Annotated in this window: 13 protein-coding genes; 10 read left to right on the forward strand and 3 right to left on the reverse strand. The window is 67.3% G+C overall.

Annotated features, from left to right (window positions below; translation table 11 throughout):
* Positions 1-6: 6 nt before the first annotated feature.
* The 5 genes from WS66_RS04475 to WS66_RS04495 all read left to right on the forward strand — a co-directional run bounded on the left by WS66_RS04475 (position 7) and on the right by WS66_RS04495 (position 5,259).
* On the forward strand, positions 7-1,407 hold the full coding sequence (locus tag WS66_RS04475) for an MFS transporter (protein WP_059608461.1): 1,401 nt from the start codon (positions 7-9) through the stop codon (positions 1,405-1,407).
* Between the two features lie 206 nt (positions 1,408-1,613).
* Positions 1,614-1,841, forward strand: a complete 228-nt coding sequence (locus tag WS66_RS04480) for a DUF3079 domain-containing protein (protein WP_059608460.1) — start codon at positions 1,614-1,616, stop codon at positions 1,839-1,841.
* 192 nt (positions 1,842-2,033) lie between these two features.
* Positions 2,034-3,701 (forward strand): hydroxylamine reductase, encoded by a 1,668-nt coding sequence (hcp, locus tag WS66_RS04485; protein WP_059608459.1) that lies wholly within the window; start codon positions 2,034-2,036, stop codon positions 3,699-3,701.
* A gap of 13 nt (positions 3,702-3,714) precedes the next feature.
* A complete protein-coding gene (locus WS66_RS04490) occupies positions 3,715-4,737 on the forward strand; it encodes a 2Fe-2S iron-sulfur cluster-binding protein (protein ID WP_059608458.1) in 1,023 nt (340 codons plus the stop codon).
* A 120-nt stretch (positions 4,738-4,857) separates the two neighbouring features.
* Positions 4,858-5,259, forward strand: coding sequence for a PPC domain-containing DNA-binding protein (locus WS66_RS04495; protein ID WP_059608457.1), 402 nt, complete (start codon positions 4,858-4,860; stop codon positions 5,257-5,259).
* 36 nt (positions 5,260-5,295) lie between these two features.
* On the opposite strand, the gene WS66_RS04500 is transcribed toward WS66_RS04495, so the two are convergent.
* The 3 genes from WS66_RS04500 to WS66_RS04510 form a co-directional block, all read right to left on the reverse strand.
* Positions 5,296-6,582 carry an NRAMP family divalent metal transporter gene (locus WS66_RS04500; protein WP_059608456.1) on the reverse strand — a complete coding sequence of 429 codons (1,287 nt, stop codon included), beginning with the start codon at positions 6,580-6,582 and terminating at the stop codon, positions 5,296-5,298.
* A gap of 422 nt (positions 6,583-7,004) precedes the next feature.
* The gene (locus WS66_RS04505; RefSeq protein WP_059608455.1) at positions 7,005-7,253 is read right to left on the reverse strand and encodes a hypothetical protein; all 249 of its coding nucleotides are present in this window, start codon (positions 7,251-7,253) and stop codon (positions 7,005-7,007) included.
* A 469-nt stretch (positions 7,254-7,722) separates the two neighbouring features.
* On the reverse strand, positions 7,723-8,157 hold the full coding sequence (locus tag WS66_RS04510) for a universal stress protein (RefSeq protein WP_059608454.1): 435 nt from the start codon (positions 8,155-8,157) through the stop codon (positions 7,723-7,725).
* A gap of 383 nt (positions 8,158-8,540) precedes the next feature.
* Here WS66_RS04510 and WS66_RS04515 point away from each other — a divergent pair, with 383 nt between their 5' ends.
* The 5 genes from WS66_RS04515 to WS66_RS04540 all read left to right on the forward strand — a co-directional run bounded on the left by WS66_RS04515 (position 8,541) and on the right by WS66_RS04540 (position 12,540).
* The gene (locus WS66_RS04515; RefSeq protein WP_059608453.1) at positions 8,541-10,025 is read left to right on the forward strand and encodes an amidase; all 1,485 of its coding nucleotides are present in this window, start codon (positions 8,541-8,543) and stop codon (positions 10,023-10,025) included.
* Positions 10,026-10,271: 246 nt separating this feature from the next.
* Positions 10,272-10,964, forward strand: coding sequence for a hypothetical protein (locus WS66_RS04525; RefSeq protein WP_059608452.1), 693 nt, complete (start codon positions 10,272-10,274; stop codon positions 10,962-10,964).
* 120 nt (positions 10,965-11,084) lie between these two features.
* A complete protein-coding gene (locus tag WS66_RS04530) occupies positions 11,085-11,918 on the forward strand; it encodes an arylamine N-acetyltransferase family protein (protein ID WP_059608451.1) in 834 nt (277 codons plus the stop codon).
* A 93-nt stretch (positions 11,919-12,011) separates the two neighbouring features.
* Positions 12,012-12,188, forward strand: coding sequence for a ribbon-helix-helix domain-containing protein (locus WS66_RS04535; RefSeq protein ID WP_059608450.1), 177 nt, complete (start codon positions 12,012-12,014; stop codon positions 12,186-12,188).
* Between the two features lies 1 nt (position 12,189).
* Positions 12,190-12,540 carry a VOC family protein gene (locus tag WS66_RS04540; RefSeq protein WP_059608449.1) on the forward strand — a complete coding sequence of 117 codons (351 nt, stop codon included), beginning with the start codon at positions 12,190-12,192 and terminating at the stop codon, positions 12,538-12,540.
* The last annotated feature ends 6 nt before the right edge of the window (positions 12,541-12,546 follow it).

The following is a 12,546-nucleotide window of genomic DNA, read 5'->3' on the forward strand; positions in this document are numbered from 1 at the left end:
CCCCGCATGAGCACTTTCGACAACGTCGTGGCCGGCAGGGCCACGATGGAAGCTGCCGCCTCCACGCCCGGCGCGATCATCGCGCGGCTCGAGCGGCTTCCGACCAACGCGATGCAGATCCGTGCGCGCGTGCTGATCGGCACCGCCACGTTCTTCGACGGCTTCGACGTGATCACGATCGCGGCGACGCTGCCGCTGCTGATTCACAAGTGGGGGCTGTCGCCGACGCAGATCGGCATGCTGATCGCGTCCGGCGCGATCGGCCAGCTGATCGGTGCGTTCCTGTTCCCCGCGCTCGCCGAGAAGCATGGCCGCGTGAAGGCGATCGCGTGGAGTTCCGCCGTGATCGGCATCACGAGCATTGCGTGCGGCTTCGCGCCGACATTCGAGGTGTTCGTGCTGCTGCGGATTTTGCAGGGGCTCGGTCTCGGCGGCGAACTGCCGGTCGCGGCCACGTACATCAACGAAATCACGCGTGCGCACGGTCGCGGCCGCTTCGTGCTGTTGTATGAAATCGTGTTTCCGATCGGTTTGCTGGTGTCGATGGCGCTGGGCGCATGGCTCGTGCCGCGGTTCGGCTGGGAGATCATGTACTTCGTCGGCGGGCTGCCGTTGATCCTCGCGCTGGTGCTCACGCATCTCGTGCCGGAATCGCCGCGCTGGCTCGCATCGCGTGGGCGCCTCCCCGAAGCCGGGCGCGCGGTCGGTGTGTTCGAATCGTCGGTGCGCGGCGAACTGCCGCCGGTCACGCAGGTGGCCGCGTATGACGAGATGGTGCGCCAACACCCGAAGCGCCGGATGAGCGACCTGTTCAGCGCCGCGTATCGCAAGCGCACGCTTGCGGTGGCGACGCTCTGGGCGACCTGCGGGTTCATCCAGTACGGGCTGTCCACCTGGCTGCCGACGATCTACAAGAACTTCTATCACGCGCCGTTGCAACTCGCGCTGAATCTCGCGGTGATCGGCTCGGTGATGGGCGTGCTCGGGTCGCTTGCGTCGGCGCTGCTCGTCGACAAGCTCGGACGCAAGCCGGTGATCGTGTGGTCGTTCGTGCTCTGTGCGCTGTCGCTGGCGCTCGCGGGCATCTATCACGCGGCGTCGGTGTATGTCGTCGCGGTGTTCTGCTCGCTGTCGCTGGGGCTGATGGCGTCGGGGTTCATCACCGCGTACGTCTATACGCCGGAGCAGTATCCGACGAGCATCCGTGCGTCGGGCTGCGGACTCGGCAGCGCGTGGCTGAAGATTGCGTCGTTCGCGGCGCCGATGATCGTGCCGCACGCGATCATCGGCGGCAGCCTCGCGCCGGCGTTCTACCTGATCGGCGTCGTGCCGCTGATCGCGGCGGTGACCGTGCACTTCGTCGGGATCGAGACGAAAGGCAAGGTGCTGGAGGCGCTCGAAGCGTAAGCGCGGCTGGCCGCAACGGTTGAAGTGGAAGGCCCGGACATCGTCCGGGCCTTCTTGTTTTCCGGCGACCGCGTTCGGCGCTCGCGAGCGAGCGGCGCGGGTAGTGCGGTGCGTCCGGTGCGAACGAATGTCGCATCGGCATCGTTTCGCGGTGGACTTAGAGTCGAACGGTAGCGAACGCAACGATACAGGGAGGATGACGAACGATGGCCAAGAAATTTCCGCTGCATCCCGTGCATCCGGAGCGGATTTGCTGGGGATGCGACAACTACTGCCCGACGCATGCGATGCGGTGCGGCAACGGCTCCAGCCGCACGCAGCACCCGAGCGAACTGCTCGGCGACGACTGGTATCGATACGGCGATTGGGGCATCGACTATGCGGACGATGAAAACGACGAGGCAACCGCGGCGCCGGCCGGCGGGCAGTCGTAGCGACAAGTTGTCCCACCGCGTGCGCGCGCTTTCTTGACCTGCATCACGCTAGCGAAAGGCGCGCTGAAACATCATGAAAAAGATGCATAAAGCACGCATCTTGAGGCGGGCGAGACGCCCGGCGGCCCGGAACACGCTTCCCACCGCCGCTCGCGCCGACCCGCGCCCCCATGATCGAGAAAGGAGAGCACCGTGTTTTGCTATCAATGCGAACAGACCGACCGGACCGGCGCACGGCCCGGCTGCGCATCGGCGAAGGGCAACTGCGGCAAGGACGAGACGACGGCCGATCTGCAGGACCTGCTGGTTCATGCGGTGAAGGGCATCGCGCAGTACGCCGCGATCGCGCGCACGATGGGCGAGCCAGACCGTGAGGCCGACCGCTTCGTGCTGTACGCGATGTTCACCACGCTGACCAACGTGAACTTCCATGCGGCGCGCTTCGTCGCGCTGCTGCGCGAAGCAGCACAGACGCGCGATCGTGTGAAGGCCGCGTGCGAAGCGCACGCACGGGCGGCTGGCACGGCCGTGCCGGTGCTGACGGGGTCCGCCGCGTGGCAGCCGGCGGACGATCTGGCCGGCTTGCTGAAGCAGGCGGCGCGCGTCGGCATCGATGCGGGCCTTGACACGGTGGGTGCCGATATCGTCGGGCTGCGTGCGCTGGTGCTGTACGGGCTGAAGGGCGTGTGCGCGTATGCGCATCATGCGAAGGTGCTGGGCTACGAACGCGACGACGTGTACGAGGGCGTCGAAGCGGCACTCGCGTTTCTCGCGGGCGATCCCGACGACGTCAACGCGCTGCTCGCGCAGGCGCTCGATCTTGGCCGGCTGAACCTGACGGTGATGGAATTGCTGGACAACGCGAACACCGGCCGCTTCGGTGCGCAACAGCCGACCGCCGTGCGCGTGTCGCCGGTGGCCGGCAAGGCGATCCTCGTGTCCGGCCACGATCTCGGCGATCTGCATGCGTTGCTCGAACAGACGGCGGGCACAGGCATCCAGGTCTATACGCACGGCGAGATGCTGCCGGCTCACGCGTATCCGACGCTGAAAGCCTTTGCGCATCTGGCCGGCAACTACGGGGGCGCGTGGCAGGACCAGCAGAGCGACTTCGCGCATTTCCCCGGGCCGATCCTGATGACGTCCAACTGCATCATCGAGCCGTTGCCGCAATACCGGCAGCGGATCTTCACGACCGGGCCGGTCGGCTGGCCGGGCGTGCGTCATCTCGAGCATCACGATTTCTCGATGCTGATTCGTGCCGCTCAAGCACTGCCCGGATTCCCGGCCACCGCGCCGGAGGAGACGATCATGGTCGGGTTTGGCCGGCATGCGGTGCTGGGCGTCGCGGACAAGGTGATCGACGCGGTGAAGGCAGGGCAGATCCGCCACTTCTTCCTGATCGGCGGTTGTGACGGCGCGGCGCCGGGCCGCAACTACTACACCGAGTTCGCGGAACAGGCACCCGACGACACGGTCGTGATGACCCTCGGCTGCAACAAATACCGGTTCAACCGGCACGCGTTCGGCGATATCGGCGGCATTCCGCGCCTGCTCGACGTCGGGCAGTGCAACGACAGCTATTCCGCGATCCGGATCGCGACCGCGCTCGCCGATGCGTTCGAATGCGGCGTGAACGACCTGCCGCTGTCGCTCGTCATCTCGTGGTTCGAACAGAAGGCGGCCGCGGTGCTGCTGACGCTGCTCGCACTTGGGATCCGCAACATCCGGCTCGGGCCGTCGCTGCCGGCGTTCATCACGCCGGGCGTGCTCGCGGTGCTGGTCGATCAGTTCGGGATCCAGCCGATCGGTGAGGCAGACACGGATCTGGCCGCGGCGCTCGCGCGCAAGGCAGCATGAACGGGATCGTTCGATGAGCTACCGGATCGAGATCACGACGCGCGACGGCGCGCCGTTCGGCTTTGACTGCGAGCCCGGCCAGGATCTGCTCGCGGCGGCGGCGCAGGCAGACATCACGCTGCCGTCGCAATGCCGACGCGGCAGCTGCGGCGCCTGTCAGGCGACCGTCGTCGACGGCCCGTACGAGATGCGGGGCCACAGCGCCGACGCGTTGCCGGCCGGCCAGCCCGGCGCGGTGTTGCTGTGCCGTACGACGCCGCGCGGCGATCTGCGGGTCGCCGCGCCGTACGACCGCGCCAAGGTGCTGCTGCAGCCGGTGCCCGTGCGCACCGCGAGGATCGCGGCGCTCGATACCATCGCGCGCGACACGATGCGCGTCGAACTGCAGATCGAGCCCGACGACGCGTTCGGCGCGGCTGCGGAGTTCGAAGCCGGCCAGTTCGCGGAACTGGAGGTGCCGGGCAGCGGTGTGCGCCGCCCATATTCGCTCGCGAACACGAGCAACTGGGGCGGCCGCCTGGAATTCCTGATCCGGTTGCGTCCGGGCGGCTGGTTCTCGGCTTATCTGCGCGAGCGCGCGCAGCACGGCGACCCGCTGACGGTGCGCGTGCCGATGGGCGGATTCGGCCTGTTCGCGGACAGCCTTCGGCCACGCTGGTTCGTCGCGGGCGGCACGGGGCTTGCGCCGGTCCTGTCGATGCTCAGGCGCATGGCCGAGTATCAGGAGACGGGCGACGCACGGCTGTTCTTCGGCGTCAATGAGGAAAGCGAACTGTTCATGCTCGACGAGCTGGAGAGATTGCAGGCCGAGTTGCCGCAACTGCGGATCGACTTGTGCGTATGGCGACCGGCCACGGCATGGGCCGGGTTCCGCGGGACGCCGGTCGATGCGTTGCGCGAGGCGCTTGCGCAGGCCGAAGTGCTGCCGGATGTGTACGTATGCGGGCCGCCGCCGCTCGTCGAGGGCGCACGAGGAGTTGCCGTTGCGGCCGGCGTGCCGGACGCGCAATTCGCGAGCGAGCGATTCACCGTGTGATGTGCGTGCCGCGCGTTGCCGTGACGCAGGCGCGATGCACCATCCGGCAGGCGGCTTGCCGGATGGCCCGGTCGAACGTACGCTTTGTCGACATCCCGGCCCACCAGCAGGTTATCGACCATGCAAGCCCATCCTTTGCGTCTTTCCCCCGGCGACGATCTGCGCGCATCGATCGAGCAGGCATTGTGTCGGCTCGACGCACACGCGGCATTCGTGATCCAGGGGATCGGCAGCCTGACCGTCGCGCAGTTGCGCTTTGCCGGTGTCGACGCGCCGACCGAACTGCGCGGCGACCTCGAGATCCTGACGCTGGCCGGTTCGGTCTCGCCGGACGGCGCGCACCTTCATATGTCGGTGTCCGACGCGAACGGCCGTGTGTCGGGCGGACACGTCGCGAGCGGTTGCGTGGTGCGGACGACCGCCGAGATCCTGCTCGTGCTGTTGCCCGCATATCGTTTCTCCCGTGAACCCGATGCAGGGACCGGGTTCAACGAGCTGGTGATTCGTCGGGAGTCAGGCTGATCGTGCGCACGGTCTGGCGCAGGTGACCGATGCGGCTTACCCCGGCACGAACACCCCCATCGCCGCGATCGCCATCGCGAGCGTCGCGGCCCAGCCGCCCCACGCCAGCGCGCCCGTCACGGCGAACTTGCCCATGATGCGTCGGCTGCCGGCCATCAGCATCATCACGATCATGATCGGAACCGCGGTCACGCCGTTGATGACCGCACTCCAGTAGAGCGCGCGGATCGGGTCGAAATGCATGAACGTGATCGCGACGCCGCCCACGATCGCCAAGGCGATCACCGCATAGAATTCGGGCGCGACGCCGAGCCGAAGCGCGAGGCTGTTGCGCCAGCGAAAGCTGCCCGAGGCCGCATACGCGGCCGATCCGGCGAGCACCGGCAACGCCAGCAGGCCGGTGCCGACGATTCCGAGCGCAAACAGCATGTACGCGAAGTGCCCGGCAATGGGCTCGAGCGCGCGCGCGGCATCGGCGGACGTCTTCACTTCGATGTGGTGCATGTTGAGCGTGGCCGCTGCGGTCAGCGTGATGAAGAACGCAATGACGTTCGATACGCCCATGCCGACCCAGGTATCGAAGTTGATTCGTCGCAACTGCGCGGGTGCCTGACGAGGTGCGCGCCGCAACGCGTGCTCGTTCGGCTTCGCATGCAGTTCCTCGACTTCCTGCGACGCCTGCCAAAAAAACAGATAAGGGCTGATCGTGGTGCCGAGCACGGCGATGACCGTGGTCAGGTAGGCGGCGGTCAGCTGGATATGCGGCCACACGATCGCGCGGCCGACCTCGCCCCAATGGACGGGCACGATGAGCGCCACCGCGACATACGCGAGCAGGACCAGCGCGATCCATTTGAGCAGGCGCGCATAGCGGTCGTACGGCACGAAAATCTGCAGTGCGGCCGACACGCCGCCCAGACAGACGACATAGAGTTCCTGAGGGCCATGCAGCAGAAGATTGACCGCCGCGCCCATCGCCGACAGGTCGGCCGCGATGTTGATCACGTTCGCGATCAACAGCAATGCCACTGCGCTGTAGAGCAGCCATGACGGGTAGTGCGCGCGCATATTCGACGCGAGGCCCTTGCCCGTCACGCGGCCGATGCGCGCGCTGACCAACTGGATCGCCGTCATCAGCGGATAGGTCAGCAGCAGCGACCAGAGCAGTTCGAATCCGAACTGCGCACCCGCCTGCGAATAGGTTCCGATGCCTGACGGATCGTCGTCGGCGGCACCGGTGACGAGGCCCGGCCCGAGGCGCCGGAGCCACGTTACCGCGCGCGGACGAGGCTGCGCGGTATCGAGGGACTCGTTGTCGTTCATGTCGGCGGCCCGTGGGAAGGGGGCAACCGAGCCGCAATCGGCGTGCCCGGGCCATGGGACGGGCGGCGCCGGTCGGCTGATGCGTGTCGAACGCCGAGCGCGGCGCAGCAGAAAACCGGCTTGGCCGAGGTGCGGGAAGCGGGGCTGCGGGAGAAAACGGACCGGGTGCTCGCGAACGAGGGCGGCCGGTCCGCGGCGCGAAGGGCGCGGCAGCGGCGATACGCGTCGGCGCGGGCGACGGGGCGTGCCAGACGTGCCGCGTCGGCCGCTCGACGGGTGCATCGCGCGCCGGATTGACGGCGTGTCGGCGGCACGTCAGTGCCGGCGGTGCGGAATGCAAAAGACGGAAAGCCCCGGGTGTGACCGTTTCCGGGTCAGGGGCGCGCCATGAGCGCAACAGGTCCGGCGGCGCCCGTTCGGCGTCAACGGTCAGTCATTGCAACATCCCGATTGCTGCGCCCGGTCACCAGGCAGCCGGACATGAACGCCTCGCTCTGGCTGCTGGCGGCCGCGTTGCCGAAGCCTCGGCTGAGCGCATCGTATTTCACCTGCTCGGCACCCTGCGAACACGCCATCGGGCTGGCGTCGCGGCCTTGCGCGTGCAGCAGCGCCCGATCGCCGATCAGGTAGGCCAGCAGCGCGAAAAACGCGATGTGTACCACTCGTCTCATGATTCGTCTCCTCGTTGCCGAAGCGTAACGCGGACACGTTTCGTGAAGCACTTGGGGCTTCCCCCGGTAAACGTCTGCTGAAACGGCGACATGCCTGTTGTAATTGCGTCCCGTTCTTGTGCCGCGCGAACGCGGAAGGGGCAGTGGCCGGCCGCACCGGCGCGCGATTGACGCGAGTTTGACGAATGTCAGGGTACGGGCAGGGTGAGACGGTCGCGCCGGCACTCAAAGCGATAGCATCAATGCATGTTTCAACGGAACGCAATGCGCGCAAGCGATGGGCGCAGCGGATCCGAACGCAACAGGCACGTGCCGAACATCGCTATCGAAATAGTGAGGAATCCAAATGCTTAACGTCTCTTCCGTGCTGATCAGTCTCGCGCCGATGTGGGCCATTCTGCTGATTGCGTCTTCCGCCGCGACCTATCTGGTGTTCTGGCGCAAGGTCATCAAGTAAGCGCCGCACCGTTCATCGCACTGCCGTCACCGGCACATTCGAGATCCGCACGAGCCGATCCATCACGCTGCGACGGAACATCGACAGCATCGCGTGAAACGGATCCTGCCGCGGCGCGACGACGACGATTTCGTCGCAGCCGGTCTCGGCCGCGACGGCCGCGATCGTGTCGGCCACCGGCCCGACCTTCTTCACGATGCTGTATCGGACACCGGCTTCCCGCAACACCCGCTCCGCCATCGCCAGGTCGTCGCACGCGAACTTGTCCTCGATCGACTGAAGCCTCGACAGCGGGTGAAACGCCTCGAGCCGCGTCGCCTCGAGCGGCGCCTGCACGTTGATCAACACGATCTCGGATGCGCAGCGTTCGCGATACAGGAAGGTCGCGTGGCGAACCGCCTGCAGCGAGCGAGGCGAATGTCCGACCGGAACCAGCAGTTTGAGCATGGAAAATGCCCCGTAGTCGAGATGTTCCCAGCGTAGTGCGCCGCCGGATCGTGCGACCTAAAGAGATTTGGCGGCCGCGTAAAAATGTCGTTAACGTCCGCCGCTTCGTGTTGCGCCTATTAGAAATATAAGAAATTTTAGTTTATGCGCATAAACGTTTACACCAGTCGAACGAGTGGCAGCCCGACACAGGCCGATTTAGTCGAATCCTCAATGAATCGCGGCGGAAAATATCGGAGGTTGGCCATCCGGCGTCGCGTAGAGTAGAGCATCGACCGCGGCGCGGCCGCTTTCCGGCGCCTTCCCGGCGCCTTCCGGCCGTTCGGGACGGACTGCCGCCACCGCGCGGCCAGCCATTCCATTCCGATTCCAGGAGACCTCGCATGCCGCACGGCGCCTCGCAGCTTCTCGCTCCCGCTTCCATCACCATCGACCCGATCGTGCGCCTGTCGGCCGGCGAGCTCGCGTCGGCGATCCGTGGCAAGGCGGTGTCGTGCGTCGAGACGATGCGTGCCTATCTCGATCACATCGAGCGCGTGAACGGCGCGGTGAACGCGCTGATCTCGCTGCGCGATCGCGCCGTGCTGCTCGCCGAAGCCGCGGAAAAGGACGCCGCGCTGGCCCGCGGCGAGTATCACGGCTGGCTGCACGGGATGCCGCAGGCGCCGAAGGATCTCGCGATGACCAAAGGGCTGCGGACGACCTACGGCTCGCCGATTTTCCGCGAAAACGTGCCGCAGGGCGATTCGGTCGGCGTCGGTCGAATGCGTGCGGCGGGCGCGATCTTCATCGGCAAGACCAACACGCCGGAGTTCGGCCTCGGCTCGCATACGTTCAACGAAATCCACGGCGCGACACGCAATCCGTACGACCTGACGAAGAGTGCCGGCGGCAGCAGCGGCGGCACGGCGGCGGCGCTCGCCGCGCGCATGCTGCCGGTCGCGGATGGCAGCGACTTCGGCGGCTCGCTGCGCAATCCGGCCGCGTTCTGCAACATCTACGGGTTCCGTCCGTCGCAGGGCCGCGTGCCGCGCTGGCCGGGCGTCGACGTGTTCATGCAGCAGCTCGGCATCGAAGGGCCGATGGGCCGCACGGTCGGCGACGTCGCGCAGCTGCTCGCGATCCAGGCCGGCTACGACCCGAACGATCCGCTGTCGCTTGCGGAGGATCCGGCCGAGTTCGCGAAGCCGCTCGACAAGGACCTGCGCGGCGAGCGCATCGCGTGGGTCGGCGACTGGAACGGTTATCTCGCAACGGAGCCGGGCGTGCTCGCGCAGTGCGAAACGGGCCTCGCGACGCTGCGCGAGATCGGCTGCGACGTCGATGCGGCGCTGCCGGCGTTCGCCCCCGAGCGCATCTGGCGCCTGTGGCTCGCGCATCGACATCTGTTGTCCGGTGGCGGGCTGCTCGCGCACTATCGCGATCCGGCACGGCGCGCGCTGCTCAAGCCCGAGGCGATCTACGAGGTCGAAGGGCTGCTCGCGATGCAGGGTGCCGAGGTGTTCGACGCGAGCGTCGAGCGCACCTCGTGGCACCAGGCGGTGCTGAGCTTCTTCGATCGCTACGACTTCATCGCGGCACCGACCGCGCAGGTGTTTCCGTTCGACGTCGAGCAGCGCTGGCCGAAGGAAATCGCGGGCCGCGCGATGGACACCTACCACCGCTGGATGGAAACGGTCGTGCCGTGGACGCTGGCCGGCTGCCCGGTGATCAGCGTGCCGGTCGGCTTCAACGACGCGGGGCTGCCGATGGGGATGCAGCTGATCGGCCGGCCGCGCGCGGACCTCGCGGTGCTGCAGCTCGCGCGTGGCTACGAGCAGGCGGCCGACTGGGTCGGCCAGCGTCTGCCCGCGTGGATGGCTGCGTGATGCGTGCCGCAGCGTCGATCGCGGATGTCCGGAACAAGCGCTATTGATGCGGAAAAGGAACGAATCCGGACGCGTGCCCGACATCGCGCGGCAATCGCGGACGAATGCGCACGGCGAGTCGGGACGGCCGCGCAATTGCAAGCCGCTGCGGCGCGCGATTTCGTTTCGATGTGTTTCAGTCGTTGCGGCGGCGCGCGACGCGCTTCGACAATATTGGCCTCAATCATTCGGGTACGAGGCAAACAGATGAAGCATATTCGCGCGACGGGCAAGCACCTGGCATCGGCGGGCATCGCATTCGGCATCCTGCTGGGCGCCAACGGCGCCGCGCATGCGCAGCTCGACCTGCAGTCGATCGGCTCGGCGCTGCTCGGCGGCGGGCAGCAACAGGCCGCACCCGCGCAGGGCGGCGTCGCGCAGCTGATGCAGGCGTACGTCGGCGCGAACCAGCAGGTGCTGGCCGGGCAGTCGTCGCTCGCGTCGGCGATGGGGCTCACCGGCGCGGCCGGGCAGGCGCAGCAGGCCGCCAGCCTGCTCGGTGGCGGCAACGCGTTGACGCCGGCCGTGCTGTCGCAGATGGGCGGCGCGCAGCAGTCGGTGTCGCAGGCGCTCGGCCAGGCGTTCGCGAGCGGCGGCCCGACCCACGGCCCGATCGACAAGCAGGCGTTCAGCAACGGCCTCGCATCGCTTGGCCAGGGCCTCACGCAGTATTCGCAGCTGCAGTCGGGGCTGGGCAATCTCGGTTCGACCAGCGCCGCTTCGCTGCTGCAGTCGGGCCTGAATCCGCAGAACATGCAGGCCGCGTCGTATATCGCGCAGAGCGCGCCGGGCCAGTTGCAGTCGCTCGCGTCGACGCTCAGCCAGGCCGTGCAATTCGCGACGAGCCAGGGCATTTCGGTGCCGGCGGTCGCGTCGTCCGCGCTGAAGCTGCTGCCGTAACGCAGCCGCACCCCGCGCGCCGCGGTGCCGGCGGCGCGCGGCGATCCGGGATGGCCCCGCGCAACATGGGGATATCGCGCGATGCTATCGTTGTGCGTTTCCCGTTCCCGGTGCCGGTTCATGACTGACTCGTTCGACCTCCCGCGCTACTTCGCCCGCATCGGCTACGACGGCCCGGCCGAGCCGACGCTCGACGTGCTGCGCCGGCTGCATCTGCTGCACCCGCAGGCGATCCCGTTCGAAAACCTCAATCCGCTGACCGGAGCGCGTGTCGCGCTCGACCTGCCCGCGATCGTCGACAAGGTGATCGGGCGCCGCCGCGGCGGCTACTGCTTCGAACTCAACAAGCTCTTCCACACCGCGCTTACGACGATCGGTTTTCGCGTGACGCCGCTGATCGCGCGCGTGCGCTGGATGCGGCCGCCCGAGGTCGTCACCGCGCAGACGCACATGCTGCTGCGCATCGATCTCGATGGCGCGACGTGGCTCGCGGACATCGGCTTCGGCAGCGCGACGCTGACCGCGCCGCTGCGCTTCGTGCCGGGCGAGCGGCAGCTGACGCCGCACGGCGCGTTTCGCATCGTCGGCGCGCCAGTCGACGGCGAGTTCGACATGCAGTTCGAGATCCCCGACGGCTGGCAGACGACTTACCGCTTCTCGCTGAAACCGGCCGAGTGGATCGATTACGACGCCGCGAACTGGTTCACGTCGACCTATCCCGAATCGATCTTCGTGAACGACCTGATCGCGTGCCGCGTGCTGCCGGACGGCCGCGCGGCACTGTTCAACACCGTGCTGACGGTGCGCGACGCGGCGGGCGCGGGGCGCACCGTCACCTTCGACGACGCGGCCGCGTGGGGCGCGTGCCTGCGCGACACGATCGGCATCGATACGAGCGGCTTCGATCTCGACGCGCTGTTCACCCGGATCGCAGCGCGGGTGAACCCGATGTAAGGGCATGGCGAGCGGCGGGGCGTCGACGTCCGCCGCGCCGCCGGTTCTGGTCTCCCGATTGACATTTGCTAGATTGCTAGCATACTAGCCAACATGACCGACGAAGAAGTGAAGCAATTCAACGTGTACCTGCCGCTGAGCCTGATCCGGCAGGTCAAGCATCGCGCCATCGAAACGGAGCAGTCGCTGTCCGCGCTGGTGGCCGACGCATTGCGCGCGTATCTGGCCGCTCCGCAGCCGGGGGGCGGGCCATCCACCACGGAGGAATGACATGTCATCCGAGCGAATCGAAGCCGTGTACCTCACGACGCACAACTGGGGCAAGTCCGCAAAGTTCTTCCAGGCGCTGGGCTTCACGCTGGAATTCGAAACCGATCACAACTCGGGCCAGCTGAGAAACGGCGACGGGCCGTTTCTGTTCATCGCCGAAGTGCCGGCCGGCGAGACGCCGGACATGCAGGTCGTGCTGAAGGTGCCCGACGAGCAGGCGGTCCGGCCGCAGCCGATCGTCGACGTGGTCACTCCGTTCGAGGATACGCACTGGGGCACGCGCGACATGACCGTGCGCGATCCCGACGGCCGTGTCTGGCGCCTGCAGGCGCCGGGCAAGCCGGGCGCGTGAGGCCGC

The sequence above is a fragment of the Burkholderia sp. LA-2-3-30-S1-D2 genome (assembly GCF_001523915.2).
GTDB lineage: Bacteria > Pseudomonadota > Gammaproteobacteria > Burkholderiales > Burkholderiaceae > Burkholderia > Burkholderia diffusa.

Coding starts and splice junctions, on each gene's coding strand:
- WS66_RS04475 (WP_059608461.1), top strand. CDS start 7: ATGAGCACTTTCGACAACGTCGTGGCCGGCAGGGCCACGATGGAAGCT.
- WS66_RS04480 (WP_059608460.1), top strand. CDS start 1,614: ATGGCCAAGAAATTTCCGCTGCATCCCGTGCATCCGGAGCGGATTTGC.
- WS66_RS04490 (WP_059608458.1), top strand. CDS start 3,715: ATGAGCTACCGGATCGAGATCACGACGCGCGACGGCGCGCCGTTCGGC.
- WS66_RS04495 (WP_059608457.1), top strand. CDS start 4,858: ATGCAAGCCCATCCTTTGCGTCTTTCCCCCGGCGACGATCTGCGCGCA.
- WS66_RS04500 (WP_059608456.1), bottom strand. CDS start 6,582: ATGAACGACAACGAGTCCCTCGATACCGCGCAGCCTCGTCCGCGCGCG.
- WS66_RS04505 (WP_059608455.1), bottom strand. CDS start 7,253: ATGAGACGAGTGGTACACATCGCGTTTTTCGCGCTGCTGGCCTACCTG.
- WS66_RS04510 (WP_059608454.1), bottom strand. CDS start 8,157: ATGCTCAAACTGCTGGTTCCGGTCGGACATTCGCCTCGCTCGCTGCAG.
- WS66_RS04515 (WP_059608453.1), top strand. CDS start 8,541: ATGCCGCACGGCGCCTCGCAGCTTCTCGCTCCCGCTTCCATCACCATC.
- WS66_RS04525 (WP_059608452.1), top strand. CDS start 10,272: ATGAAGCATATTCGCGCGACGGGCAAGCACCTGGCATCGGCGGGCATC.
- WS66_RS04530 (WP_059608451.1), top strand. CDS start 11,085: ATGACTGACTCGTTCGACCTCCCGCGCTACTTCGCCCGCATCGGCTAC.
- WS66_RS04535 (WP_059608450.1), top strand. CDS start 12,012: ATGACCGACGAAGAAGTGAAGCAATTCAACGTGTACCTGCCGCTGAGC.
- WS66_RS04540 (WP_059608449.1), top strand. CDS start 12,190: ATGTCATCCGAGCGAATCGAAGCCGTGTACCTCACGACGCACAACTGG.